Genomic DNA, 26,171 nt, shown 5'->3' on the forward strand with positions numbered 1-26,171 from the left:
CACCCCTTTTAACTTCACAACTAAATTATACCATATTGTGGAATTCAAGTAAGGGTATCTAAATCAGTTCACATAACCCCACTTATCAGTAGCAAAAAAGAATCCAAAGATCGGATTCTTTTTTATTTTACTTATATATGACGGGACCCCCATGATGCCCATCAACTTAAGAATTTTATAACACCCCAAAACAAAAAAATGCACATTTTCTCCTGGAGATGTCAATTTTTTCATTTTGGGGTATTCGTTATATCCCTGCTGGGCATCGGTGATTGCAAGCTTTGAATAGACCTCCAAGGACTTGCGGCCATGCCCCTGCCCGCTTCCACTCCGTCCAACCAACTCCGCGTCACGTCCTGATTCTGCCCCAATAAGGTCGATGGAATTCACCAGCCTTTTTTTAAACAAACGACGAACCGCGGGCTCGGTGTCAGTCTTCGATTGCCTGGTAGACCATGGTCCAGAAGTCGTGGATAAGCCGTGCCGAATTCGGGACTGACAGCCCGACCTGAGTAAGCAGGATTCCGGTGAGCTGGTTGTCCGGGTCGGCGTAGGCCGTGGTGCCGCTTCCGCCGTCCCAGCCGAACTGGCCGATGGGCGCGTAGTCGCCACGATAGGTGCGCACCGCCATCCCGAAGCCCCAGCCGCCGTGCTGCCCTTGGCCGAATGACACATGGACGTTGTTTGTGGCCATGGCGTTTCGAGCGGCTTGCTGCTCGGGCGTGAGGCGGTTGGTGGTCATCAGCTGGACGGCGGGCCGGGACAGGATCCGTTCGCTTTCGTGCATCCCGTGATTCAGCAGCATCCGTAAATACGCGTTGTAGTCGTCGACGGTGGAGACCAGCCCACCTCCGCCGCCCTGGAACGCCGGAGGCTGGCTCCAGCGTCCCCCCTTGGCCTCGTCCCACACGATGAACTCTCCGGTCTGCGGGTTCGGGGCGTAGAGGGTCGGCAACCGGTCGATCTTGTTGGCGGGCACGTGGAAACCGGTGTCCTTCATGCCTAGGGGGGCGAAGATGCGTTTGCGCAGGAACGTCTCAAACGACTGGCCCGTGACCCTGGCGACGAGCACGCCGAGTAAATCGTTGCTGATGTGGTATTGCCAGCGCTCTCCGGGCTGGTGCATCAGCGGAAGCTCGCCAAGGCGGCGCATCCACTCATCCGGCTCGGGCATCGGCACCGGTAGATCGGGCGTGAGCCCCTTCTCGAAGATCGCGTTCATGATCGGAGTGCCCAGCGACGTAATATCCATGCCGAGCCCGAACGTGGAGGTCAGCAGGTCCCGTACGGTGATCGGCCGCCGCGCTGGCACGGTATCGTCCAGCGGGCCGTCGATCCGCTTCAGCACCCGCCGGTCGGCGAGTTCCGGTAGCCACGTCTCTACCAGGTCATCCAGCCGCAGCCTGCACTCGTCGAGCAGGATCATTGCCGCCGCAATCGCAAGCGGCTTGGACGTCGAGGCCATCCGAAAGATCGTGTCCCGGCGCATCGGCGCACCACCATCATGGCGCATCGTGCCGAGCACTTCGACGTGCGTCTCACCGTTCCGGCTGACTAAGGCGACGACCCCAGGAATCTTCCCGGAATCGACATGTCGTGCCAGCACGTTGCGCATTTTGTGCAGCCCTGTTTCGGAGAAGCCTTTGTTACTTTGTCCCATCATGATTCTCTCCTTTTTTCCCCATTTTCTGATGAACGAAAATCTTCTGTTGTAATCTTTTTCATTTGGTTTCCCTCTTTTTACTTTTTTATCAGCCCTATTGTTTTAAAACTACAAATTCTCTTTTGTTATTCATGCTTGAAAGCCCTTTGTCAAAAAGGTGGATTCGATGCATCAAAGAAAATGAATATTGGCAATCAAAATCTGACTCACTTCCTTTTCTGGGTTATCAGAATCGAGATATGTCCTGCACTTAACATAGAGCCATGTGTTCATCAGACGTTTATTCTACAACCGTTGTCTTGTCCGCCCCATTGGAGCCGAGCAGGGCGAAAATACTGCCCTTATCCACCTCGAAATCTACGCCCTTTAGGACTTGTAGCTATATATCTTTATCTATCTACATATCTAATTCAATACTTCCCTTTTTTGGAAGTAACTTTAACTTTCTAGATGCCTTATCTAAATCCCTTTCTTTTTCCAGAATATAGCCCGATTGCGGAACAAAAATAAAAGAGCTCTCTTCAGCTTTTCTGTGTGCTTAATAAATTCGCCCCATAAATGAAGGGTATAAGTTTTCACGAGAAGATCATGTTATGCTGAGCCCATACCTTACAAGGCACATTAAACGTTTTGGTGATTATGTCATCGATTTACAAAGCATCCCTCAACCAGTAGAGGAAAATATACCGGTATAAACATAAAACGGGTCATCGGCTGGAAATAAAAATAAGCCTATGACCCGTTTTTACACGTATCTCGGCTGAACCCCATATTTGCACCAGAACCGAAAAGAGAAGTGTATGAATATCAAGGTGTGGTAAATGTGATAGTTCCTGATGAATCAGAGGAACGTATAGAGTCCACCTTTTTCACATACAGCATATAAGTTCCTACAGGAGCTGGCTTATTAGTTGTAAAAGTAAATGAACCAGTACCTTTAAATGTACCAGAACCGAAGATAGTCGAAGAACCATCTGCTTCCATTTTTAAGAAGGCGTACGTTATTCTTTTACCATCAACTGTTTTTTGATCAACATTAAAAGTGATATGCCCTGCATTATTCACATAGATGTGACCGAATTGTCTAGGATCAGATAAACTTGAGAAACTATAAGAATATTGTTCTGAGAGTAATGACGTTTGTACTAGTGGTTTAATTTCTAAGGGGTTATGCACTTGTTGAGGCGACGTGGCATGTGCCAAGTTTCCAGGCAATAAAATTCCGATCGCTAATGTTCCAATCGCTAATTTTTTTAACATAAATACATCTCCTATTCTATATTGGTTATCTATCAATCAAGTGTTATAACCTAATTGACATACTAAATAATACCAATTAAGAAATAGAGATAGTGTCATATTTTGTAAGTTGATGAAAATTTTTTGGAAATATGACGAAAATATGAACAAAAATTTCATTTTGTAGAAAAGGGGGATGGATATGGAATTCAAAGAAGATGACTATGTAATGGTTGTTCATCCAGATTATCCAGAACTACATGGGCTAGCACGAGTTATAAAGCCAAGAAATCAAATTATCAGAATTGAATTATGTGGTGATAAAACTAGGTGGTTAGCTTCTACAGAATTTTTAAAACATGCTTCAGAAGAAGAAATAAGAGCAGCTAGCAAAAGCTAACTGCTCGGGTTGTGGAATAGGTTAAGAAATGGGTATCTACATTATTGACGGAATATTGAGTTTTATTCAGTCTTGTATTTAAATTGCGTTTTAACTTAACGCATATCCTACAATCAAAGTAAGTGTTAGAAATACAGATAATGAAAATGTTAGTAGGACTGTTACTATGCTTCTAAGCATCGCTACCCAATTATTTACCTTAGAGAAGCCAATCATGCCAGCAAAAAAAGTTCCAGTTCTGGTGCAAATATGATTTGTTAGAAACATAGAGCCTCCATATCCTTTTCATCTAGGAGTTATGATGCTACTCCAAATAATTTATGTATGAATTCAATCTCGTTTTGGACAGACTCCATCCCTTGTTGCAGTTGTCCTTTTTTCAGCATATACATCACCTCTACTCCACAGATGATCCGTTTGGCTGTTTGAAACGTTTTTAATCCTAACATAGAACGAACTCGTTTCTTTATAAAGCGATGATCTTGCTCTACTATGTTATTCAAGTACTTCTGTTGTCTAAGTTGCATACCGTCAGATATGCTTTTCTCTTTTTTCAACTGTTCAATTGCTATAGGATAAGCCGGATTCTTATCGACTGTTATGACACGAGATTTAGAAACATGCAAAGACCGCAAAGCTTTCTTAAAGAAGTGCTTTGCAGCCTGTTTGTCTCTTGTTTTACTGAGATAAAAATCAATCGTGTTTCCTTCGGAATCCACGGCACGATACAGATACATCCATTGACCTTTTACTTTGATATATGTTTCATCGATTCTCCAGGAGTCATTTGTTTGTTTGAGGTGACGTCGGATTCGCTTGTCCAATTCAGGACCATACTGATGAACCCAACGCATAATCGTTGTATGGGAAATGGATAAACCCCGTTCTTCCATCATTTCCACCAAATCACGAAAGCTGAGGTTGTACCGTTAACAAAATAATATCAGGTTGGTAATGTTTCCATTTGAACAAATTTTCCTTTTTCATACCGATCACACACCTTTTTTAGAGTAATAGTATCAGTATGTCCAAGATTTAGAGGTTACTTGCATGTATCTTGAAGTTTTTGCACCGGAACCGAAAATTTTACATATTTCTGTATTATGTTTTTCTTAGCTTGATGGCGATGTTGCGGTGCCCCTTATAGGGAATTCATTATACTTATTAAAACAATAACATGATATAGACAAAGCCAAAGAATAAACATAATGGACTATAGAACCAAGTGTCGTATCTAGCAAACTGAGAATGTTTAATTTTTTTAAAAAATCCAACAAACTTAAAATCACCAATTGCCCTAATAATGAAAACTAAAGCACAGACAATACTTCCGATTTTAGATAAACTATTTGCTTGGAACCCTTGCAAATAACCTCCTTGAACAACAATAATGACACTAGCCAGTAGAATAAGAATGGCTACGAATAATGTTCCCCATATTCTCGGAGTAAAAGCAGGCTTATGTTCTCCCTCTTTTACTGGGAGAACAGCGGCAGAACCCCATCGACCTCCAAAAGCCCAATAAATATGCAAAAAACTGATAAACCACAGAAGCCCTACAGCTACTAATATTAATAGTAATTTCATTTATTCGCCCCCAATGTCGTAACTTCAAATGAAACATACACTACCGTATGTTATAGTGAAAATTTTGTCCCCTCAGGTTTTATAACCATATTAGGGACATTTATTATCGAATAATCAATTATGCCTTGGCATAATTCCGTGACATCCGCCGGAGGCTTTAACTTCTTTCAGCGGATGTTTGGACACCCGCTGAAAGAAGTTAAAAGCTCAACCATTTTATCAATATCAAAATTAGGATTTGCTTCAAACCTTGTCATCCATCCTACATACGTTAAATAGGCAAGTCTCGCTCGATCAATTGATTCAGTTTCGTCTATGCCCATTTTTTGATACAATTTTGCAACACAAGAAATTCTCTGTTCTTCCATATCTACTAAACGTACTGCCACAACAGGATCATATTTAGCCCAAGTATAAATACCATTCTCAATTTTTTTATCTCGATTAAAACTAATCTGTAATAGCTTTTCTAAAGAGGCATCCTGTTGCTCCATACTTTGAACAATCAGCTTTGTTGCATGTACTTCCCAAAAGTCGAGCATAGAATCTAAAAGCTCTTGATGGTCACGAAAATAGTGATAGAAGCTTCCTTTGCTTATTTTTAGCAATCGAGCAAGTGCTTCAATGCGAACTTTATGTATCCCTTCATCAGCTAATTGTTGTAATCCTGCTTTTATCCAATCTTCCCTCGTTAATTGCATATCATCTCTCCAGTAAAATACGGTAGCGTATGTTTTACGTTAGATTACTACTATTCTCATTTTTTGTCAATTAGGGGTTCAGCCCATGCCCATCAAGCTAAATATTTATAAATGGCTAGAGTAGAACTCTTTCTACAAGACAATTTTCTACGTTACTGAAGGAAGGCATGCGAAATAAACCTGAAATAGGTCATTTTTTAACGTTATGTACTTTTTAGCTTAACTACACGCATAATGCTATGAAATATTTTGCTTAGTACTTACTCCCTACCTTTTTGACCAGCAGTTGGAGAGCTTGTGGAGATAAAAAAGTAAGTTCAGCTGATACCTCATGCAAAAAAAACACCGTCTTTTCTGTTCGTTCCCTATAAAGATTCTACTCTTACAAACACAATTAACACAGTTCAAATAAATCGAACTGTGTTACTAAAGTTGTTTAACCTAATCCCATTTTGAACAATCGAATTACAGCATTTTATATATCTCAATTAAGTTATCGTCAGGGTCACGAAAATGTGCAACACGCGCTCGCCATTCCTCACGATCATGCGGTTCATTAACAAATTCAATTCCTTTTTCTTTGAAACGGTTATAAGTCTGATCGACGTCTTCAACTTCAAATTGAAGCAAGAATTTTGATTGGGACTCAGCTTCTAAAGGCTTATTTCCTTCTCCGACCAATTCGGCCATCACGTTTCGAGATACAAGCTCAATTTTCGTTTCTCCATTATTGAAAAGCGCATATTCCATGTTTTCCTCGTACCAACTCACTGGAAATTCCAATAGATCTCTGTAAAACACAGCACTTTTCTTAAAATCCTTGACCAAAAGTCTTATTTGCAACAACTTCAAATCAATCATCTCCTAAAAAATACTATCGAAGAGCCAACACCATCGTCATTCATTGAACATTTCGTTACTGATTCCAATATCCCTTCATGTTTCATGTAATTATCCTGCTGTGTTATCTGTATAACAAATGAAACAACATTGTTATCATTCAACACTTTCTATCGTGATACAGAAAGAATATTCTCTATATGGTTAAGTTTTGAGATTAAAGCTTTAGAAAATAGAATAAGGAAGCACTCTTCATCAATTAAAGTTGCTTCCTACCTTCCAATGTACTATTAAATGCAGTTGTCTAGAACTACAATATATATTCGTTAAGATTAGACTTCTTAAGTGTAGCCCCAATAGTCGCTACTATCGTGAAAATTGAATCACTATATATTCTATGTTTAGCTAGTTTTATTGATATGTAATATTAAATATTTATTTTGGTTTTGCAACGCCCTCTACGTGAATACATGTACTTTTTCATATGGATATTACTCACCTTTATAGGCTCATCATATCCGTATGTCTAAGCAAATGTATTAAAGTTTTTGTACCAAAAGATACAGTTTAACGTTTGATGGCTTTTAAAATGTCCTGGTATTTCCATGATTTTGAGCTACCTGACTGGATTTTATTTGCTAATTCATTCGTGTAATTTGTTGTTGCTGCCGCAAATTTATTACGATCCCACTGATGATCTTGAGCGATTTGTGCATCAGACAGATTATAGTATGAATAAGTTACTCGTCCTTGCACATCTGGAATTGGATCATCAAAAGTTGTATCAAGATGGTACCATTTTCCTTCAATTTTCACTTGATTCCAAGCATGTGGTTGTCCATTTCCAGTTCCTGTTACAATATGATTTTCTATTCCAGCCTCTTTTAACAATTGATATGTTAATAATGCATATCCTTGACAAACAGCAGAACGGTTTGCTAAAGCTTCATACGCTGTATAAGCTTGGAAAGAAGTATCATAAGAGACATGTTTTACAACATAATCATGAATTGCTTTTACTTTCTCGTGTTCATCCATACCAGCTTGAACAATGGAATTGATAATTGATTTCGCTTGTGTCTTTACATAGTTCGTTTGTTCTTTGGATTCACGGTATGTAATCTTTAATGTAAACGTGTAATTTCCTGGAATACCACGAATAGAGTATTGCGTATTTGCGATATTATAATTTAAGTATTCGTTAGATTCGACTGCCTTGTCGTATTCTTTAACAAGTGTATCCATAACTTCATTAATATTAGAGTTTTTGGATTTGTATGTCATTGTTATATTTTCTTCTTGATTATTAATATGCTTTTTTATTTCATTTTGAAATGCGTCTAATAGTTGCCCGTCAGGTCGTGAAACGTTATTTGCATTTGCAGCGTTTGGATTCCAAACACCATTACTTTCAAAGTAATACTTTTTACCATTATCTTGGATCCAGCCTGTTTGCATTGCTCCGCTTCCACCAAAGTAGTACCATGCTCCATTAATTGACTGCCAACCTGTTTGCATTGCTCCACTTCCGTTGAAGTAGTACCATGCTCCATTAATTGACTGCCAATTTGTTTGCATTGCTCCACTTCCGTTGAAGTAGTACCATGCTCCATTAATTGACTGCCAATCTGTTTGCATTGCTCCACTTCCGTTGAAGTAGTACCATGCCCCATTAATTGACTGCCAATCTGCTTGCATTGCTCCACTTCCGTTGAAGTAGTACCATGCTCCATTAATTGACTGCCAACCTGTTTGCATTGCTCCACTTCCGTTGAAGTAGTACCATGCTCCATTAATTGACTGCCAACCTGTTTGCATTGCTCCACTTCCGTTGAAGTAGTACCATGCTCCATTAATTGACTGCCAACCTGTTTGCTTCGCGCCGTTTACATTGTAGTAATTCCATACCGATCCAGTTTGTTTCCACCCTGTATCAGCACTTGCATAAGTAGCTACTGTTGACCCCATAACTGTTAGACCAACTGCCATAGCTAACATTTTGATGTTTTGTTTCATAAATTCATATTTCCCTTCTGTTGACCTATTTATCTATCAAGCATTAACAGTGAGGGCGTTGCAAAACTAAAATAAATATTCAATATTATAAGTTTTTCGTTTTCATAGACAATATTAGCGACTAAACAACAAGATTTGAAGTGTACAATTATAATATTATAACAAAAATTCCAATCATTTTTCATGCGATATTGCATAAAAACGATTGGAAAGAAAATAGAGGTTGCCATTCACTTGTTTGTCTATCAATTAACTGTCCTGCTGTTTTATTCGCATAACAAATGAAACAACATTATTATCATTCAACACTTTCTATCTTAATACAGAAAGAATAGTATTTTTTCGTTTTTTGGGTAATGATTTGCCTTAACTTGATGAATCCCTTTTTTACATATAAGTCGCTGCTATGAAAAACAATATGGACTTGCACTCGTTTTCTCTCTCTGGTTTCACTTGGTATGGAGAAAAAAAGAGCTGACCGCTTCTATCCATGATCGAATCCTCTCTCCTACCCAAAAAGAATGGTTTTCTATCAGTTTTTCATTTTATATAATTTTGATTTCCAACATACAAATTACGGTTATGAAAACAAAAGCAGATTTCCACTCATTTTCTCCTTTTGTTTTCACTTGGCATGGGGCTAAAAAAGGATCTGACCGCTTCTACGCATGGCCAGATCCTCTATTCCCCCTCTAAAAAGAAAAGGTTTGTCTTTTTTCTATTTTGGTTTCTACTTATTCTTATACCAATCTAACATACACTCTGCATCTTCTAAACGCGTATGCTCTAATTTATAATTTGTGGATGCACTAGAGAAAGTCTGCGAACATAAATGCGCTCCACGCTGAAAATAAGATTGCGTTTTCTCGATTGATTGTACATGTCTTCTTCTTACTAAACCTGTATATTTAGCAATGTTACGATACACCATCGTTAGCTGCTCTCCTTCTACTCTATAGCCACCTGCACGGAATTTCGCATATCCGAGTGACAAAAGTAATCCAAACAAGGGTAACAGTGTCCAAATCACAAAATATTTTTCAAAATATACACTTGCGCCTGTAATCGGAACTGCTAATATACAAAAGAAAAGAAAACTCTCTAATACATAGCGGCGCAGTGCCGTTTTTGGCAAGGCTGTAACATTTTGATTTAGTTCATATGGCAACTGCAAATGAGCAAGCAATTCTGCGACCCGTTCTTTCCGAATGACCGGATGAAGCGTAACATTCTCCTCACCTTTTTCATTGTTTTGAATCACTTCTACATGCACAGAGCAGTAACCAAATGGTTGACGGAATATCCCTTCTTTTATCGTGATCCCTTGAATGCGGTGCAGCTTTAACACAAGTTCTTTTCTTTCTAGAAGTCCTTGTGAAATGCGAACTTCATCATTTTTCCGATGCACGGTAAAGTTCGCGTGCTTTAAGGCGTAACCAAATGTGGATACAATCCAAGAAACAACAAGTAAGACCGCAACCATATAAATCCAGCCATACACATCATGATCCATCACATATGTTTCTACTCTTTCTTTCATCCATTTCGGGATATATTCATCTACTTGGGAGTAAATAAAGAATAATAAAGAGAACAACAAACCAAATTGACCAGATGTAACGGATGCTAATAAAATCTCTTTCCAAGTCAACTTATATTCCGTCCGATTTTCTTCTATCAAACTAGCATTTACAGTATCCTCTTCTATTTCTGTATGTTCCTCTGCCCGTTCATTTAACATTGTAATTAATGTTTTTGCTTCGTCAGCTGTAATACCAGCTAAGCTAACCTCAGGCTCACCACCACCGCCAGCTGTTTCAATTTTGAGCTTCGTTAAACCTAATATTTGATATAACATACTTGAACTTGTATTAATCGTCTGTACGCGCTCTTTATTCAAGTAACTTTCTTTTTTCACAAATAGTCCTTGTTTAATGTGCAGTACATTATTTTCGACCCAATATAATTTATAGTACCACTCAACAATAACAGAGATAACTGAAATCACTAAGAAACCTATCGGTACTAAATACCAAAATGGAAATTTTCCTTTTAAACTAAACAGAAAAATAATAAATGGTATAAAGTCTGTAATCTTTAATTCAAGTAACATTGTGATTGGATGCTGCCTCTTATACATCCTCATCACTCACCTTCGCAAGTTCTCCAATTTGTCGTTTCAATTGTTCCGCTTCTCTCATCTTTAAACCTGGAATACTATGAGAAGTAGCGGCAGTTGAAATTTGTAATTCTGCTAAATCATATTTTCTCATAATTGGACCTTGCTCAATTGTAACGTGTTGCACGCGAATCATCGGAACTAATAGACGCTTAACCGTAAACATTCCGTGCTGAATTTCTAATTCTTCTTCATTTAACCGATAGCTGTAATAACGCTGACGTAATTTCGGAAATATAAAGTAGTCAAACGGTGTATACACAACCGTCAATCCAATAAGTACATAAAACAGCCAAGCCCACCAATTAAATTTAATCATGAAAAAGAGATAAGCAAGGATTACTAATACACTTATGCCTAGTTCAATTAAAACACGAGCTTTCCAAACTCTGACCATATCAGGATGAATTTCATTTTCCAATGGCTGCATCTAATCACTCCAAATTTAGTAATCTAATATATGAATTCTCTCATTTACTATTTTACAGAAAATTACATGGAAATAGAAATGTTTTTATTATAATTCTTTCTTTTCATCATCTTTCTTCTCCGGGATGAAATAACCGAACCAAATAAACCAAATGAGGCTAATCAATGCCGTCCAGTCCTTTTCGCCTTGAAACGCATCAATTACATTCGGAAACTTATAAACTCCAATTAACCCAAGAAAACCAAGCCACCAGTCTTTTCGAAATTTCATCTTTTCCTTCTCCTCTCTACCGATTCATTGATTCATTGATTCTATCTATTTTCAATTCCCAATATCCACATCTCGGCTATGAAAACAAAAGAAGACCTGCACTCATTTTCTCTTTTTATTTTCACTTGTTGTAAAGTAAAATATAGTCCCTTCTTCACTTGATTGTAACGTATATTTTATATTGAGCATTCTAGATATATCCTGAATGATTTTTAATCCTAGCCCCGCTCTTTTACGATTCATATCGAAACCAATTCCATTATCCTTAATAGAAACAACCTTATTTTCAATGGTTATCTCAAGTTTCTTAGCTTTTGAATGTTTTAATGTGTTCTGGAAAATGTTATCAAATAATCTTTGAATCCATAAATCGTTACTCGTCCATATTAAATCCTTATTTATTGAATTATATATTAATTCAATATCATGAATACTATACAAATAGTCCCACTTTTTAACCATATCTTCTAATAAATCGTGTATATTTACCTCATGATTTAAAACATATGAACTCTCTAATGTATCAGTGGATTGTAAATTAAATTCATTGGTTAATTCAGCAATATACTGTATTTGTTGATATAACGATTCTAGTATTGGTGCTTGATCATTATATTGACCTTCTAAGTAAAATAATTGTAACCTAACAGCTGTTAAAGGTGTATTAATATCATGTCTTAATTTATTTAAAAGTTCCTTTTTTATTTCCTCTTGCTGTTTAAGTTCTAATTCTCGATATGTAGTTCTTTCAATTAATAAATTTACCGCCCTGACGAGTTCCCCTATTTCATCGTCGTTTTTAACATCTAATTTATTCGGAATCTTTTCATCACTAGCTAAATTTCGAATGGTTTTATTCAATATATTTATTTTATTTAATAGGGAATTAATGGATTTCGAGAATAAAAAGGCTAACAGTAATAGTGATAAAAAAAAGACGACTAGCATTGTAGGATATGCAAAAGATTCATGAAATGGAATATTATTATTTTTCGTTTTAAAGGCAAGATTATAAATAACTGACATAGAGATACTAATCAACAGTAATAAAAACGGTACGCTTATAACAGCTGAAAACAACAATAACTGGTATTTTTTCTTTAATTTCATTTCTTTATATAGGTATTTAATCTATACCCTTCTCCATATATATTTTGAAGAATTTCACCTGTGTTATCATTAATCTTTGTTCTAATTTTTTTTATGTGCACATTCACAATATTTTGATTTCTATCTTCGAGTTGCCATAAATAATCAAAGAAATGTTCTTTCGTTAAAATACGATTCCTATTTTCATATAAATAGAAAAATATTTTACGCTCAATCGCAGTAAACTCAACTTCATTATGTAAGTTATTGTTGAAAACTTTTTTATGCTCAGCATCAATATATAAATGTTTGATTTGTGTAAAAGTACCATAGCGATTATCTAGCATTTTCTGCATTCTTAGTAATAGTTCTCTAGGATCAAAAGGCTTTATCATATAATCCTCTCCGATTGTTAAACCTTGGAGTTTGCTGTCTATATCGCTTCGAGCAGATAGAAAAATAATTGGAATATTTAATCCTAGATTTTTTATTTTCTTTGTAATTTGATAGCCATCTTCACCTGGCAACATAATATCCATTATGACTAAATCTATCTCGTGGATGATATCAATAACTTCTTTTCCTTCTTTCTTCCAACATACATAATACCCTTCGCGTTGCAAAATCTTTTGTAATACATCTCCAATCATTAAATCGTCTTCAACAATTAAAATTTTATATCCCTTCATCACATAGACCTTCCATTTTCAAAATAAGAATCTCTTAATGTTTTTCTACTTTTTTATTGATAAAATCCATGGCAAGATTATATATCTCATCAGGCTCATATAAATAAATGCTGTGCGTACCTTGAATTTTTATTACATCTGCTATCAATAGTTGCTCTGCAAACTCCTCATAATCTTTGTTTTTTTGTTTTGTATATTTCGAATTTTTATTTTGTTCAGCGATCGCATCTAAAAATAAAATAGGTGTTTCTTTTGGTATCGGTAGGTTAACTGATTTTTTACCATTATTGTAACTCTGTAAAAGCTCTTGCTCCATATCATTATTAAAAAATTGTTTATATGATAGTGCTTTATACATTTCTTTTTCATGTTCAGTTAAAAAAGATTGCCGGATCACCTCGGGATTATACGTAACAGAAGGAAAAAGACGATGTACACCCATTTTCGTTAACAGATTGAATCCTCTTACTTTTAATGAATCCACTAGGTTCATTTTATGAGTTACGTATTGCTTCGGTAAACCAATATCTAAAGCAATAATTCCCTTCACTTCATTTGGATACTTTTGTGTCCAGTAAATTGCTTCGATACCCGAGATAGAGTGTGGCACTAATATATACGGAGGTTTATTTCCACTTTGTATGAGCGCTTCTCTACTTTGTTCTAACATCGTATCAATATCTCTATCATCGTGAAAAGCATCACTGTATCCATAACCGGCTCTTTCAATAACCGCAATCTTGTTTTCTTTTGAAAACTTGCTATATAGTCCTTTCAGTTCATAAGTAGGAGCAGCTATCCCAGATCCAGACATAAATACATATGTATCCTCACCGCTCCCTTCCTTGTATACATTGATTTTTTTATTATTAAAATTGACTAATGTTCCCTCACTTTTGATTAATGACGATTCTTTACTTAATTGATAATTATGGTATATAAAAACAGATAGTAACACCAGTAAGATAACCGTAATCGACACAATACATATATTCTTTAATACTTCACATAATTTTCTCATAGAATTCTCCTTTCAAGCTATATTGAAAGGATACGATACAAAAATAAATTTCTAATAAATTTTTCTAAATAGAAATCATTTGTTTGTAAAGGAATAATATGCGCCCTTAATTTTAAGCCTTCCAGTCAATGACTGTTGGCAAGCTTTTAAAGTTGTTTCTGTAATGTTTAAAGAAATGAAAGTATCATTTTAATGAACTACATGCTTCTGATTTAAAACTTTAATTTATAACGAATTACCTATCAATTTCGACAGGCTTTTTATTGTTTTAGAAGGAATATTATGGTTAATGCCGAATACTCCTGTTTAATAAATTATATAGAGAGATTTTAAAACAAATATAGTGAATAGTGTGCAGTTGAAACTCTAAAAGTGTATGAAGCTAGTTTTCATGTAGACTCTTATATTAAATCTGATGCTCTTTTAGCCCCAAAAGAAATTGCATAGTAACGAACTAAGACAATGAAATTTAATTCTGATATTACAGGGATTGCAGAATTTTTAAAGGAGACATATATATGGGATATATTATGGATTTGCGTAATTTGGTTGGAAGTAGACCTTTAATTATGGTCGGGGCGTGTGTCCTTGTTATAGATCATGAGCAGCGAGTTTTATTACAACTTCGAAAAGATAATGGATGTTGGGGACTGATTGGCGGTTCTATGGAGTTAGGAGAAACACTTGAACAAGTAGCTCATAGAGAATTGTTTGAGGAAACAGGACTAACGGCTGAGAATCTGAAATTAATTCATACATATTCAGGGGAAGCTTTTTATTATCAATATCCTCATGGTGATGAAGTCTATAATGTTGTGACGGCCTTTGAATGTAAAGAATATAACGGTCATTTAAGTCATGATAAGAATGAGGCAACAGACCTTCAATTTTTCTCTTTATATGACTTGCCAAAAAATATAAGCCCACCAGATAGACCTGTACTCGAAGATTATAAATTAAAATACTCATACCATCACTCACTTCAAAGCAATCTATAAATAGCGTAACACGATTACTTCCATTTGTTGAGCACTACTTCCCAATCATTTTTCTACATATAGAAACGGGTAAAGAATACATACCAAAAGACCTCCAAGTATAGAGGTCTCTTTAATTTCTTTATAACTGATGTACGAATGATTGAGATAATCCTTTTTTACTAAAATCTCATCCACACTCCCACTCTAGATGTTCTTCTTTTAGACATAAAAACCCCCTTTGGTAAGCATAACCAAAGAGGGTGAAACTTCGTGACTTCATTTCAAAGCCACATATCAAATCGATATTCCCTTCCGCTGAAGCAACCGCAAACGATAACAATTCATCGTCACTTCTCCGAGGCGTTGCAACAATTGATAGTTTGCATATGCACCGACCGGGGCACCAATAATCGGCACAAGCTGCAGCATCTTCGCTAAATCGATATAATCGCGGTACTCTTGCTGGAATTTCTCCCAGTCCATATGATTTTCTTTCTCTGTGTCCCACGTTTCGATCGCTTTCCATATTTCCTTGCGATGATCATCACTTGAAAATGCTAATTGAAACACGTGCAGAATAAAAAGTCGCTCTTCTTCTTTACTCGTATCGAATCCATACATAGTCGCTGCATCGAATAAAAATTTAATTTTAATGCTGAGCAGGAGCGGAAAATCGGCAAGTCCTAAAAGAATACCACCAGCTCCTGTTCCGGCGCCTTCTGCTGCGGCAATCTTTTTGTACTCGTCCATTTTCTTTAACACTTCTGCATCTCTTCTTTCGAGCGACCAGTCTGTTTCTTTTAACTTCGGTTTTATAAAATTGGATCCGGCGCTAATACCTTGCACCATCTTTTTAATTGTTTCTGTTAACACATTTTGTACTTTTTCTGGAATTAGCTGTTGTACTTTCGTTTGTACCTTTTTCGAAAACCTGGTCATCATAGAAGAACTTTTCATGATTGTAAGTTTCCACTGCTGTAATTCTTTTATGACCTTCCCTTCATATTCAGTCATAAGTTCATTCCTTTCAGTTTAAACGCTCGATGCGCTTTGCACCGTATTGATATACGAAAGCGATACTAAATACTATGCTAGCGGCAAGTAAAATACAAGTCATGATGATATCTTTTGTTGCGAAAGCAAAAATGATGGTAAATACAACACTGCCTATACATAGAATTGCATTTAACAGTTTCAGAAAATCCTTTTTCTTTTCTTCTACGGTCACTGGATATAAATCAAGCCAAAGTTTTAAACGATGGTGTTTCCAAAGGCTTAATAGTTGATATCCAATTAAGTATAAAAATACGATACTCACAATAAAGCGTCCATATAAAAACGGTATAAAGTAAAGAATGACACCGCCAATCGTAAGTAAGCGAACATATAGACCAAAGTAGTTGCCAGATCTTAAAAATGTCCGTGTATACAAATATAAATATGTACGTTTTTCACCAATCATGGAAAGTACAAAATCAAGCCATTTCCGGCGTGATACTCGCTCTTTTAATGCTGGTACATCGACAAACATGTTGGCGATGCGGTACAGGCGCATCATTTTCTTTCCTTCTTCTGCAATTAAGTATTCCCAGTTTAACGGTTTTCCTTGTACCTTTTGATACATGAAAGCAAGGTATACAACCATTACAAAGAGAATTACTCCGATGTAAATCACTGAAGTTCGCTCAACAAGGAAGTATACAAATAACCCGTTACATAAAAAGCGAACAAACCAATCCGCGCGCTGCATGCCTTGATCTGTTAAAAATGATTTTTCCCATGCTACAAATAAATTCCATGCTTTAACGAGAACAAGTGCAGCCACAATCCATATGTAAGCCCCTCCTGTTTGCTTCATCTGCTGGAAATATAGCGGAGCAAGCGCAGCCGCTACAATTGCGATTACATATAGCTGAATCATAAATGTAAAGAGAAATGCTTTTGTAAAGTATGGTTTTAATTTTTCTTCAACTGGAAGTAAATACACAAGATCCGCTTCTTTTAATAACGTTTGAATCGATCCTGCTGTTAATACAAGTCCTAATAGTACCGCCATAACTAGCGCGGTCGGAAATGAAGGAGTCAGTGTTTGCAACCATTGCTGATAATAATAGGCCCCTGCTCCAATGATAAATACGAAAATAAATTTTAAATGATCATTAAAAACATACTTACTATATGTACGAACTTCTTTTAAGAAATATTTGAACCGTTCTTTCCATAATGCTTTGCTATTCATAATCTTCTTCCTTTGTTAACGCAATATAAATATCATCTAGCGTCGCACCTGGCATGTTAAATTGTGATTGCAACTCAGATAACGTTCCTTTCGCACGAATTTCACCTTGATGTAAAATAATAAAGGAATCGCAGTAACGTTCTGCTGTCGCTAAAATATGGGTACTCATTAAAATACCAGCACCGCTCTTTTTCATCTTGTCCATCATTTGGAGTAATGATTGAATCGCTAATGGATCGAGTCCAACGAAAGGTTCATCGACAATATAAAGTGACGGTTCAACAAGAAAAGCACTCATAATCATCACTTTCTGCTTCATACCTTTTGAAAAATGAGCTGGGAACCATTTTAAACGATTCGTCATTCGAAATTCTTTTAATAATTGCCCGACGCGTTCTTCATATTGCTTCTCATCTATACCATATGCCATCGCTGTTAACTTTAAATGTTCTTCCAATGTTAACTCGTCATATAATACAGGTGTTTCAGGAATAAAAGAAAAACTAGATCGATACGCTGTCATATCTTCTCGAATTGTTTTTCCGTTAATTGTTACCGTACCTTTTTTCGGTTCCATTAAACCGATAATATGTTTAATCGTTGTACTTTTACCAGCACCATTTAAACCGATTAAACCAACAAGTTCACCTTTATTAACAGAAAATGAAACGTTTTGCAGCACCGGCCGCTTCGTATATCCTCCTGTGACATTTTCCACACGTAATAACTGTCCCATATGACACCACTTTCTTCGTTATATTCATTTGTTTGTACAAAAGCGCATATTCTATTAGAATGTATACATTCATCTTACCAAAAAACAAAAGATACTACATAGTATCGAATTTCTTCAAAAAAAAAAATTTCTTTACATATCCTCTGCAAAACGGGACATCATAATTAGTGAAGAAGGAACACATTGAAAAAGCAACCACCAAGTTGATGAACATAGCCTAGCGAAATCATCATGAAATGGGGTGTCCATAATGGACAAAGAAAATTTACACGAAACCAGATAGTTTGTTTTATTTTAGAAACGGGGTGTCTCGAGGAGAGTATATACTGTTTTATAAAATAAACAAGTTCATTTCATAAAGGATTATCATTTCATTGTAAATGGGGTGTCTAAGGCAGAATACGAGCCGAATTGTCACATATTTCCTAAATAAATGAGGTGTCTGCGAACGGTAGATTATATTAAATGCTTTTTCAATCCCTCTTCAGAAAGCAGGAAGCTGAGTCAGCTTCCTGTTTTTCGTGTTTGTTCTCCTATGTAAGTATGGTAAAATACGGCTAAGACTACTTGAAAGGATGAGAATAATGAATCACACTGCGGATAATTGTATTTTTTGTAAAATCATTGAAGGACAAATCCCTTGCTCAAAAGTATATGAAGATGAACATGTGCTTGCATTTTTAGATATTAGCCAAGTGACAAAAGGACATACACTTGTCATTCCAAAGGTACATAAACAAGATATTTTTGCTTTAACGCCAGAAATCGCATCACATATTTTTTCTGTCGTTCCTAAAATCTCAAATGCGATTAAATCTGAATTTAACCCAGTCGGCTTTAACCTTTTGAATAACAACGGTGAGAAGGCTGGACAAACTGTATTCCACTTCCACCTTCATTTAATTCCACGCTACGGTGAAAACGATGGTTTTGGCGCTGTTTGGAAATCACACCAAAATGAATATACGACGGAAAATTTACAAAACATCGCAAGTACCATTGCAAATAGTGTAAAATAAGGGTAAGAATTCTCTCTATTTTGTACGAATTGTAAACCGTACTATAGAAACATATAAAATACGATTGTACATAACAAGCCTATTCCTCCAAAAGAAATGTACTGCATGGCTTGTTTCTTAGCCCAAAATGCTGGAGGATACGATCTTTTTTGCTTTATAAATAACAATAAATGCATAGCACGTACAAGAAAGAAAAGACTTACGATAAAACAAATTGTTGTCACAAGTTTCACTTTTCTCCCCCCTTGTCTTAAGCATATGCATTGTTTTATACATCATGAATACCAACAAAAAATAAGGAGGTTTCCTTTTATGTCAAAAGCTAAATCCTTTGTAACAGGTATCATTTGTGGCGGAGCTGTCGCTGGACTAGCCGTTCTTTTTTCTACTCCTTCTTCTGGTAAAGATATGCGCAATAAACTAAAAGAAAAAGGAAATGATATAAAAAAAACGCTAGCTGATATTACTGCTGATACAAAATTATTAAAACGTCAAATTGTTGAAACAGCTTCAGAAGGTAAAGAAGTTTTTCAAGAATTGAAAGACGATATGCAGGATACGCTTTCCACATGGAAACAAGATATTTCCCAAAACAAGCTCCATATTGAACAAGAGATTTTAGACATTCAAAAATCAATTGAAAAACTGCAACAAGCAGTTCCAGAAAAAGCATAAACGATGTTTCATTCTTAGTTTTTGCATATAACAAATATTTTTTATAACTATTTCTCTTCCCGCGACATATCACATAGATATGTCGTGTTTTTATGCATTTACAATATATGTTATCCTCTATTACGTGAAGATAACACATATAGTTATGAAACCTAAAACGCTTCCACAGTTATGCATGATTTGTACAAAAATATAATTTTTCCTAAAAATTTTCACAATTCTTACAAAAAGACTTTATTAATTTTTATTTTACTGGCATAATAGATACTAATGAATAAGAATGTAAAAGTGGGTGAGTAAATGAAAAGTGGAGAAAAAGATTATTCGGTAAAAGAAGCCATGATTTTCAGTCAACGCATTGCTCAATTATCGAAGGCATTATGGAAATGCGTAGAAAAAGATTGGCAACAGTGGATTAAACCATATGATTTAAACATTAACGAACATCATATTTTATCCATTGCTTATCATTTAAAAGGGGCTTCTATTTCCGAGATTGCAAAGTTTGGCGTTATGCATGTATCAACTGCATTTAACTTTTCCAAAAAACTTGAAGAGCGCGGCTATCTTGTATTTTCAAAAAAAGAAGATGATAAGCGAAATACGTATATTGAAATTACAGAAAAAGGGGAAACATTGCTACTGCAATTAATGGAGGAGTATGCCCCTGAAAATAATTCGGTCTTTAATGGCGCTCTTGCACTTCGCAATTTTTATGGTAAGTTCCCAGAAAATATCGAGTTAATCGCGATTTTAAGAAATATTTATGGACAAGATTTTATCGATATTTTTGAGAAATCACTAGAAAGTATTGAGGAAAATTTTATGGAACACGATCAAAAATTAATTAAAAAATAATATTGATTATTTTTTCGCTGTCATGCGTAAAAATTCTTGCATAATTGGCTGAAATAAGCCCTGTCTATGTAGCGCTTCTGCAGTCTCGTTTACTTCGAGTTGATGTGGAAGCGCTTTTTCAAACTGCTCCAAAAGAGCATCAAACAAAAGTAAGCCTTCTTGTTTCTCTACTATGTATTGTTCGTTCAATTGTTCACAAAGATTCAGTATACGTTCAATATCTTTTTTACGAGCTTTTTTCTTTATAATTAAAGAATAAAATGGACACTTATCTTCATCGATCATTTGGAAAAGAAGTTCTACATAATATTCAGCTTGCTCTAGTCGTTTTACAACGTCCATTTTTCCCCTCACTTTCTAACACAAGGTCTTCTATTTCTGAATTTTATAACACTAACAAAATATCGTATGATACAATATATAAAAGTATATGTATTTTGGCCAAAAGGAGGTATCTCCTCGTGACTCTTATAGAAATTGTTTTTGTCACATTTGCACTTATTGTTCTATTCTACACGAATTTCCTGACACATACACTGTGTGTGCGGAAACAACTATCCGAGAGCCGACAAACGAGCGCTTTTCGGGTTATTAATGTATGTATTACCATTCTATTAATTTCTAGTTATATAGAAATTATATTTCATGCAAAGTGAGGAAGGAAAGCCCCTTCCTCATTTTTTCCTCTATAAGCAAATTATACCTATAATGACTAATAAAATAAACAGTACAACCAATAAAATAAGTGATGAATTCATTCACCCATCCCCTCTCCTCTTTCCTATATATGCACATTCGCCCAAATTGGTACTCATTCCCAATCTGACAATCTTTATAAACAAATAGGTAATTTTTCTTTATCAATAGGAAAAGACGTCGAAATGTGATATATTAAACTTTGTACATATTGCTTATACTATAGAATAAAATTACCTTCAGCTAAATTTTATCCTCAGCCTCGGTAAGCCCTGTTAAGCAGGCTTTTAACTTTATAAGAAGGCGAAACCAGTGAGACTTGATCGGGCTCTTTTGGACAAGCATAACCTCAAATGAGGCGATTGTTCATTCGTGCGGGATAAATTAAAAATACATAATAGTAGGAGTGTTTATTGAATGAAGAAAGCTATGCTTGCCTTAGCAGCAACAAGTTTGATTGCTTTATCAGCATGTGGATCATCTGACAAAATTGTTACATCTAAAGCTGGTGACATTTCAAAAGAAGACCTTTACAAACAAATGAAAGACAGAGCTGGTAAACAAATTTTACGTGGTATGGTACTTGAGAAAGTACTTGTTAAAAACCATAAAGTCGACGATAAAGAAGTTGACAAAAAATATGATGAATACAAAAAGCAACTTGGCGATCAATTTGACGCAGCTTTAAAACAACAAGGCTTTACAAAAGATTCATTTAAAGAAAGCGTTCGCGCTGAATTAGCGATGGACAAAGCTATTGAAAGCAGTATCACTGACAAAGAATTAAAAGAGAATTATAAACCTGAAATTAAAGCAAGCCACATCCTTGTAAAAGATGAAGCAACTGCGAAAAAAGTAAAAGAAGAACTTGGACAAGGTAAATCTTTTGAAGAATTAGCAAAACAATACTCAGAAGATAAAGGTTCTGCTGAAAAAGGCGGCGACTTAGGCTACTTCGGACCTGGTAAAATGGTAAAAGAATTTTCAGATGCTGCATATAAATTGAAAAAAGATGAAGTAAGTGAGCCTGTGAAATCACAATTCGGTTACCATATCATCAAAGTAACTGATATTAAAGAACAAAAATCATTTGAAGAAGAAAAAGCAAACATTAAAAAAGGCCTAGTTGAGAAGAAAAAACAAGATCCTCAATTCATGGCTGAGCTTCAAGACAAAGAACTTAAAAAAGCTGATGTGAAGGTTGAAGATAAGGATTTAAAAGATACCTTTGAGACTCCAAAAGCTGAAAAAGAGAAGAAATAATAAAAAAAGCTTGGCATATGCCGAGCTTTTTTTATTAGGCCGTTGAAGAGACAGGAGAATTTGTTGTAGAAGAAGTAACAGAATGGGTTAGTAGCAACTAGTAAATGGAATTTTATAGGCGAAAATCCAAATATATCAACCGTTCTTCAAAATATATCGACTTTGCGATAAATAAAAACAGGAGCCGTCCAGTTCCCGTTTCCCAACATTCTGTTAAAAAACCCCGAATTGTGGACAATTCGGGGTTTCGTTCGGAAAAAGGTGTATTTATTTTTATGCTAATGCTGCAGCTTGCTCCTGCTGATCTACAGGCACTACAGCGTCCTTTAATGCTTTCTCTAATTCAGCTGTATATTTCATTTGTTCTTCTTTGCTCCAGCCTAATTTTGCTGCCATATATGCAACGACTGCTTCTTTCCACTCATATACCCAGTGAATGTTAAAGAATACAGCCCCTCTGCGGCGTACGAAGAAGTCAACAGGTTTTGCTGTCATTTCATAATCCATCGCGTATACAAGCGGTACAAGCACGTCTAACGGCATGTTATATTCTTTTGCTTCTGCTTTATGTTGTTTTGCTAAGTTAAAGAGAATATCTACGTTAGATCCATAGAATTTCGCAAACTCTTCTGCTTGCTTTGCTGTTAAACCATATTTTGTTCCCTCTTGTGCTTTTTTCGCAACGAATGTTGGGAATTGTTTTGATCCACTTACATGTCCACCAGAGATTGGCATATGCTTCGTTTCACTTTTCGGATACGCACTATGTCCTTCTTTTTGTAATAATGACGTTACATAATCTACTACCATTTCAGCCATCTTACGATATCCTGTTAATTTTCCGCCCGCAATTGTGATTAAACCAGATTCAGAAGTCCAAATTTCATCTTTACGAGAAATTTCAGATGCACTCTTACCTTCTTCATAAATTAATGGGCGAACACCAGCCCAACTTGATTCAATATCTTTTTCTGTAATCTTCACAGTTGGGAACATATAGTTAATCGCATTAATGATATATGTGCGATCTTCTGTTGTCATTTGTGGTACTGCTGCGTCTTTATCATAGAACGTATCAGTTGTACCTACATATGTTTTTCCACCACGTGGAATTGCGAAGACCATACGCTTGTCTGGTGTATCAAAGTAGATCGCTTGCCCTAGTGGGAAACGTTTTTGATCGATTACTAAGTGAACACCTTTAGATAATTGCAATACTTTTCCTCTTTTTGAATTATCTTTTTCACGTAATGTATCTACCCAAGGTCCAGCTGCGTTTACAATTTTCTTACCGTATACTTCATACACTTCTCCATCTAATAAATCGACGACACGTACACCACATACTTTTCCATCTTTATATAAGAAACCGTCTACTTTTGCATAGTTGACTGCTTTTGCACCATGTTCAATTGCTTCTTTCATAACTTCGATTGTTAAACGAGCATCATCTGTACGATACTCTACGTAATAACCGCCGCCCTTTAAGCCTTCTTGTTTTACAAGCGGTTCTTTTTTCATTGTTTCTTCGCGGCTAAACATTTTTCTACGTTCGCTGCGTTTTACACCCGCTAGGAAGTCGTATACACGAAGACCGATTGATGTACTGAATGAACCAAATGTACCGCCTTTATGGAACGGAAGTAACATCCACTCTGGTGTTGTTACATGGGGACCGTTCTCATATACGATCGCACGCTCTTTCCCAACCTCTGCTACCATTTTCACTTCAAGTTGTTTCAAATAACGTAAACCACCGTGTACAAGCTTCGTTGAACGACTTGATGTACCTGCTGCAAAGTCTTGCATTTCAAACACAATTGTTGATAAACCGCGTGTTGCTCCATCTAATGCAATACCAGAACCAGTAATACCTCCACCAATTACGATCACATCTAACTCTTGTTTATTTACTCCATTTAATACGTCTTTACGTTGTTTACTTGAAAATTTCATGGTAATTCCTCCCTTTGATAACGAAAAAAGAGACCACAAACTCCGCTATAGAATTCGCTTCTATAGCGTGTTGTGGTCTCTCCAAATCTCCTACCGAATTATTAACTTATCATCATTATAACACTGTTTATAATTATTTAAAAGCTTTTGTTGCTTCAATCGCTTTTTTCCAACCAGCATATAGCTCTTCACTTGTTTCCGCTTCCATTGCTGGTGCAAAGCGCTTGTCCATATTCCACTGCGCCTTAATTTCGTCTTGGTTTTCCCAATATCCAACTGCAAGACCTGCTAAATATGCTGCACCTAAAGCCGTTGTTTCATTCACTTCTGGACGCTCTACTGGAACATCTAACATATCACTTTGGAATTGCATTAAGAAGTTATTCTTAACCGCTCCTCCATCAACGCGTAATGTTTTCAGTTCAATACCTGAATCTGCTTCCATAGCACATAATACATCTTTTGTTTGATATGCTAATGATTCTAGCGTTGCACGGATAAAGTGTTCTTTCGTTGTTCCGCGTGTTACGCCAAATACCGCTCCGCGTACTTCACTATCCCAATATGGTGTTCCAAGCCCTACGAATGCTGGAACAACGTAAACGCCATCTGTTGATTCAACGCGAGATGCGTATTCTTCGCTCTCACTTGCATCTTTAAACATACGCATGCCGTCACGTAACCATTGAATTGCAGAACCTGCTACGAAAATACTTCCTTCCAGCGCATATTCAACTTTACCATTTAAACCCCATGCAATTGTTGTTAATAGGCCATGTTCAGATGCAACTGCTTTTTCACCTGTATTCATTAACATGAAGCAACCAGTTCCATATGTATTCTTCGCCATACCTTCACCGAAGCAAGCTTGTCCAAATAACGCAGCTTGTTGGTCACCTGCGATACCTGCGATCGGTATATTTTGGTTAAAGAAATGATAATCAACTGTATGGGCATATACTTCAGAAGATTGACGTACTTCTGGAAGCATGCTTTTCGGCACTTCTAACATATCTAGAAGCTCATCATCCCACTGCAGGTCATGAATATTAAACATTAATGTACGTGATGCATTTGAATAGTCTGTTACGTGTGCTTTACCACCAGACAATTTCCATACAAGCCATGTATCAATTGTACCGAATAATAATTCGCCGCGTTCTGCTTTTTCTCTTGCACCTTCAACGTTATCTAAAATCCATTTTACTTTCGTACCTGAGAAATATGCATCAATTAAAAGTCCTGTTTTTTCGCGAACCATATCGCTATAGCCTTTTTCTTTTAACTCATCACAAATTTCAGCTGTTTGGCGAGATTGCCATACGATTGCGTTATAAACTGGTTTACCAGTTTCTTTATCCCATACAACCGCTGTTTCACGTTGGTTTGTAATTCCAATACCAGCGATTTGCTCTGGCTTTACGTCCGCTTCACTTAAACAAGTTGCAATAACCGCTAAAATTGATCCCCAAATTTCTTGTGCATTATGCTCTACCCAACCTGGCTTTGGAAAATGTTGTGTAAATTCTTTTTGAGCTGAATGAACAATTTTACCTTCTTTATTAAAAAGGATTGCACGCGAGCTTGTTGTTCCTTGGTCTAATGAAAGAATGTATTTTTTCATA

At 36.4% G+C, this 26,171-nt stretch carries 29 protein-coding genes and 2 pseudogenes; 7 read left to right on the forward strand and 24 right to left on the reverse strand.

What is annotated here, in order from left to right; all coding sequences use genetic code 11:
* Nucleotides 1-63: 63 nt before the first annotated feature.
* The 4 genes and pseudogenes from ORL93_RS09180 to ORL93_RS09195 form a co-directional block, all read right to left on the reverse strand.
* Nucleotides 64-408, reverse strand: a complete 345-nt coding sequence (locus ORL93_RS09180) for a hypothetical protein (RefSeq protein WP_265958952.1) — start codon at nt 406-408, stop codon at nt 64-66.
* A gap of 22 nt (nt 409-430) precedes the next feature.
* Nucleotides 431-1,660: a serine hydrolase domain-containing protein gene (locus tag ORL93_RS09185; protein ID WP_265958953.1), complete on the reverse strand. Its 1,230-nt coding sequence runs from the start codon at nt 1,658-1,660 to the stop codon at nt 431-433.
* A 289-nt stretch (nt 1,661-1,949) separates the two neighbouring features.
* Nucleotides 1,950-2,039: pseudogene (locus tag ORL93_RS09190) on the reverse strand (ABC transporter ATP-binding protein); the annotation flags it as partial.
* Nucleotides 2,040-2,470: 431 nt separating this feature from the next.
* Nucleotides 2,471-2,923 carry a hypothetical protein gene (locus ORL93_RS09195; protein WP_265958954.1) on the reverse strand — a complete coding sequence of 151 codons (453 nt, stop codon included), beginning with the start codon at nt 2,921-2,923 and terminating at the stop codon, nt 2,471-2,473.
* A gap of 175 nt (nt 2,924-3,098) precedes the next feature.
* On the opposite strand from ORL93_RS09195, the gene ORL93_RS09200 reads away from it, so the two are divergent.
* Nucleotides 3,099-3,302, forward strand: coding sequence for a hypothetical protein (locus tag ORL93_RS09200; protein WP_265958955.1), 204 nt, complete (start codon nt 3,099-3,101; stop codon nt 3,300-3,302).
* A gap of 90 nt (nt 3,303-3,392) precedes the next feature.
* On the opposite strand, the gene ORL93_RS09205 is transcribed toward ORL93_RS09200, so the two are convergent.
* The 12 genes and pseudogenes from ORL93_RS09205 to ORL93_RS09260 form a co-directional block, all read right to left on the reverse strand.
* Nucleotides 3,393-3,569 (reverse strand): hypothetical protein, encoded by a 177-nt coding sequence (locus ORL93_RS09205; RefSeq protein ID WP_179862732.1) that lies wholly within the window; start codon nt 3,567-3,569, stop codon nt 3,393-3,395.
* 29 nt (nt 3,570-3,598) lie between these two features.
* Nucleotides 3,599-4,289, reverse strand: a pseudogene (locus tag ORL93_RS09210) (IS6 family transposase).
* Between the two features lie 177 nt (nt 4,290-4,466).
* Nucleotides 4,467-4,889: a DUF3995 domain-containing protein gene (locus ORL93_RS09215; RefSeq protein WP_003204883.1), complete on the reverse strand. Its 423-nt coding sequence runs from the start codon at nt 4,887-4,889 to the stop codon at nt 4,467-4,469.
* 167 nt (nt 4,890-5,056) lie between these two features.
* Nucleotides 5,057-5,590 carry a TetR/AcrR family transcriptional regulator gene (locus ORL93_RS09220; RefSeq protein ID WP_018782671.1) on the reverse strand — a complete coding sequence of 178 codons (534 nt, stop codon included), beginning with the start codon at nt 5,588-5,590 and terminating at the stop codon, nt 5,057-5,059.
* 465 nt (nt 5,591-6,055) lie between these two features.
* Nucleotides 6,056-6,442 (reverse strand): VOC family protein, encoded by a 387-nt coding sequence (locus tag ORL93_RS09225; protein ID WP_018782675.1) that lies wholly within the window; start codon nt 6,440-6,442, stop codon nt 6,056-6,058.
* 555 nt (nt 6,443-6,997) lie between these two features.
* Entirely contained in the window at nt 6,998-8,446 is a 1,449-nt protein-coding gene (locus ORL93_RS09230; protein ID WP_265958957.1) for a transglutaminase domain-containing protein, read from the reverse strand.
* 730 nt (nt 8,447-9,176) lie between these two features.
* Nucleotides 9,177-10,586 (reverse strand): PH domain-containing protein, encoded by a 1,410-nt coding sequence (locus ORL93_RS09235; protein WP_097795486.1) that lies wholly within the window; start codon nt 10,584-10,586, stop codon nt 9,177-9,179.
* Nucleotides 10,579-11,055, reverse strand: coding sequence for a PH domain-containing protein (locus ORL93_RS09240; RefSeq protein ID WP_265958958.1), 477 nt, complete (start codon nt 11,053-11,055; stop codon nt 10,579-10,581). Before ORL93_RS09240 ends, ORL93_RS09235 begins: the two co-directional genes overlap by 8 nt.
* Nucleotides 11,056-11,142: 87 nt before the next feature.
* Nucleotides 11,143-11,325, reverse strand: a complete 183-nt coding sequence (locus tag ORL93_RS09245) for a hypothetical protein (RefSeq protein ID WP_006093855.1) — start codon at nt 11,323-11,325, stop codon at nt 11,143-11,145.
* A 102-nt stretch (nt 11,326-11,427) separates the two neighbouring features.
* Nucleotides 11,428-12,435, reverse strand: coding sequence for a sensor histidine kinase (locus ORL93_RS09250; protein WP_265958960.1), 1,008 nt, complete (start codon nt 12,433-12,435; stop codon nt 11,428-11,430).
* The gene (locus ORL93_RS09255) at nt 12,432-13,103 is read right to left on the reverse strand and encodes a response regulator transcription factor (protein WP_098160553.1); all 672 of its coding nucleotides are present in this window, start codon (nt 13,101-13,103) and stop codon (nt 12,432-12,434) included. The genes ORL93_RS09250 and ORL93_RS09255 overlap by 4 nt, the downstream gene beginning before the upstream one ends.
* 34 nt (nt 13,104-13,137) lie before the next feature.
* Nucleotides 13,138-14,124 (reverse strand): alpha/beta fold hydrolase, encoded by a 987-nt coding sequence (locus ORL93_RS09260; RefSeq protein ID WP_098160552.1) that lies wholly within the window; start codon nt 14,122-14,124, stop codon nt 13,138-13,140.
* A gap of 518 nt (nt 14,125-14,642) precedes the next feature.
* On the opposite strand from ORL93_RS09260, the gene ORL93_RS09265 reads away from it, so the two are divergent.
* Nucleotides 14,643-15,122 carry an NUDIX hydrolase gene (locus ORL93_RS09265; protein ID WP_006093851.1) on the forward strand — a complete coding sequence of 160 codons (480 nt, stop codon included), beginning with the start codon at nt 14,643-14,645 and terminating at the stop codon, nt 15,120-15,122.
* 276 nt (nt 15,123-15,398) lie between these two features.
* On the opposite strand, the gene ORL93_RS09270 is transcribed toward ORL93_RS09265, so the two are convergent.
* The 3 genes from ORL93_RS09270 to ecsA are packed head-to-tail and all read right to left on the reverse strand — an operon-like array spanning nt 15,399 to nt 18,079.
* Nucleotides 15,399-16,118, reverse strand: coding sequence for an EcsC family protein (locus ORL93_RS09270; protein WP_003195743.1), 720 nt, complete (start codon nt 16,116-16,118; stop codon nt 15,399-15,401).
* Nucleotides 16,119-16,131: 13 nt separating this feature from the next.
* On the reverse strand, nt 16,132-17,343 hold the full coding sequence (locus tag ORL93_RS09275; RefSeq protein WP_097795489.1) for an ABC transporter permease: 1,212 nt from the start codon (nt 17,341-17,343) through the stop codon (nt 16,132-16,134).
* Nucleotides 17,336-18,079, reverse strand: a complete 744-nt coding sequence (gene ecsA, locus ORL93_RS09280) for an ABC transporter ATP-binding protein EcsA (RefSeq protein ID WP_003195739.1) — start codon at nt 18,077-18,079, stop codon at nt 17,336-17,338. The genes ORL93_RS09275 and ecsA overlap by 8 nt, the downstream gene beginning before the upstream one ends.
* A 584-nt stretch (nt 18,080-18,663) precedes the next feature.
* Between ecsA and ORL93_RS09285 the strand changes: the two genes are divergently transcribed.
* The gene (locus tag ORL93_RS09285) at nt 18,664-19,098 is read left to right on the forward strand and encodes an HIT family protein (RefSeq protein ID WP_003195737.1); all 435 of its coding nucleotides are present in this window, start codon (nt 18,664-18,666) and stop codon (nt 19,096-19,098) included.
* 41 nt (nt 19,099-19,139) lie between these two features.
* Here ORL93_RS09285 and yhzF read toward each other — a convergent pair whose 3' ends face one another.
* Nucleotides 19,140-19,331 (reverse strand): membrane protein YhzF, encoded by a 192-nt coding sequence (gene yhzF / locus ORL93_RS09290; protein ID WP_003195735.1) that lies wholly within the window; start codon nt 19,329-19,331, stop codon nt 19,140-19,142.
* Between the two features lie 79 nt (nt 19,332-19,410).
* Between yhzF and ORL93_RS09295 the strand changes: the two genes are divergently transcribed.
* Both ORL93_RS09295 and ORL93_RS09300 read left to right on the forward strand, forming a co-directional pair.
* Nucleotides 19,411-19,773, forward strand: a complete 363-nt coding sequence (locus ORL93_RS09295; protein ID WP_097795490.1) for a YtxH domain-containing protein — start codon at nt 19,411-19,413, stop codon at nt 19,771-19,773.
* Between the two features lie 300 nt (nt 19,774-20,073).
* Nucleotides 20,074-20,631 carry an HTH-type transcriptional regulator Hpr gene (locus ORL93_RS09300; RefSeq protein WP_003195731.1) on the forward strand — a complete coding sequence of 186 codons (558 nt, stop codon included), beginning with the start codon at nt 20,074-20,076 and terminating at the stop codon, nt 20,629-20,631.
* 6 nt (nt 20,632-20,637) lie between these two features.
* Here ORL93_RS09300 and ORL93_RS09305 read toward each other — a convergent pair whose 3' ends face one another.
* Entirely contained in the window at nt 20,638-20,973 is a 336-nt protein-coding gene (locus ORL93_RS09305; protein ID WP_003195729.1) for a DUF1878 family protein, read from the reverse strand.
* A gap of 119 nt (nt 20,974-21,092) precedes the next feature.
* Between ORL93_RS09305 and ORL93_RS09310 the strand changes: the two genes are divergently transcribed.
* Complete coding sequence (locus tag ORL93_RS09310) at nt 21,093-21,287, forward strand: hypothetical protein (RefSeq protein WP_018766633.1); 195 nt, start codon at nt 21,093-21,095, stop codon at nt 21,285-21,287.
* A 30-nt stretch (nt 21,288-21,317) separates the two neighbouring features.
* Here ORL93_RS09310 and ORL93_RS31490 read toward each other — a convergent pair whose 3' ends face one another.
* Complete coding sequence (locus ORL93_RS31490) at nt 21,318-21,389, reverse strand: YjcZ family sporulation protein (protein WP_224796251.1); 72 nt, start codon at nt 21,387-21,389, stop codon at nt 21,318-21,320.
* Nucleotides 21,390-21,744: 355 nt separating this feature from the next.
* Between ORL93_RS31490 and prsA the strand changes: the two genes are divergently transcribed.
* Complete coding sequence (gene prsA, locus ORL93_RS09320) at nt 21,745-22,590, forward strand: peptidylprolyl isomerase PrsA (protein WP_003195728.1); 846 nt, start codon at nt 21,745-21,747, stop codon at nt 22,588-22,590.
* A 273-nt stretch (nt 22,591-22,863) separates the two neighbouring features.
* Here the strand turns inward: prsA and glpD are convergent, their stop codons facing one another.
* Nucleotides 22,864-24,546, reverse strand: coding sequence for an aerobic glycerol-3-phosphate dehydrogenase (gene glpD / locus ORL93_RS09325; protein WP_265958963.1), 1,683 nt, complete (start codon nt 24,544-24,546; stop codon nt 22,864-22,866).
* A 133-nt stretch (nt 24,547-24,679) separates the two neighbouring features.
* The gene (gene glpK, locus ORL93_RS09330) at nt 24,680-26,170 is read right to left on the reverse strand and encodes a glycerol kinase GlpK (RefSeq protein ID WP_097795493.1); all 1,491 of its coding nucleotides are present in this window, start codon (nt 26,168-26,170) and stop codon (nt 24,680-24,682) included.
* Between the last annotated feature and the right edge of the window lies 1 nt (nt 26,171).

This window comes from Bacillus sp. DHT2 (assembly GCF_026241455.1).
GTDB lineage: Bacteria > Bacillota > Bacilli > Bacillales > Bacillaceae_G > Bacillus_A > Bacillus_A pseudomycoides.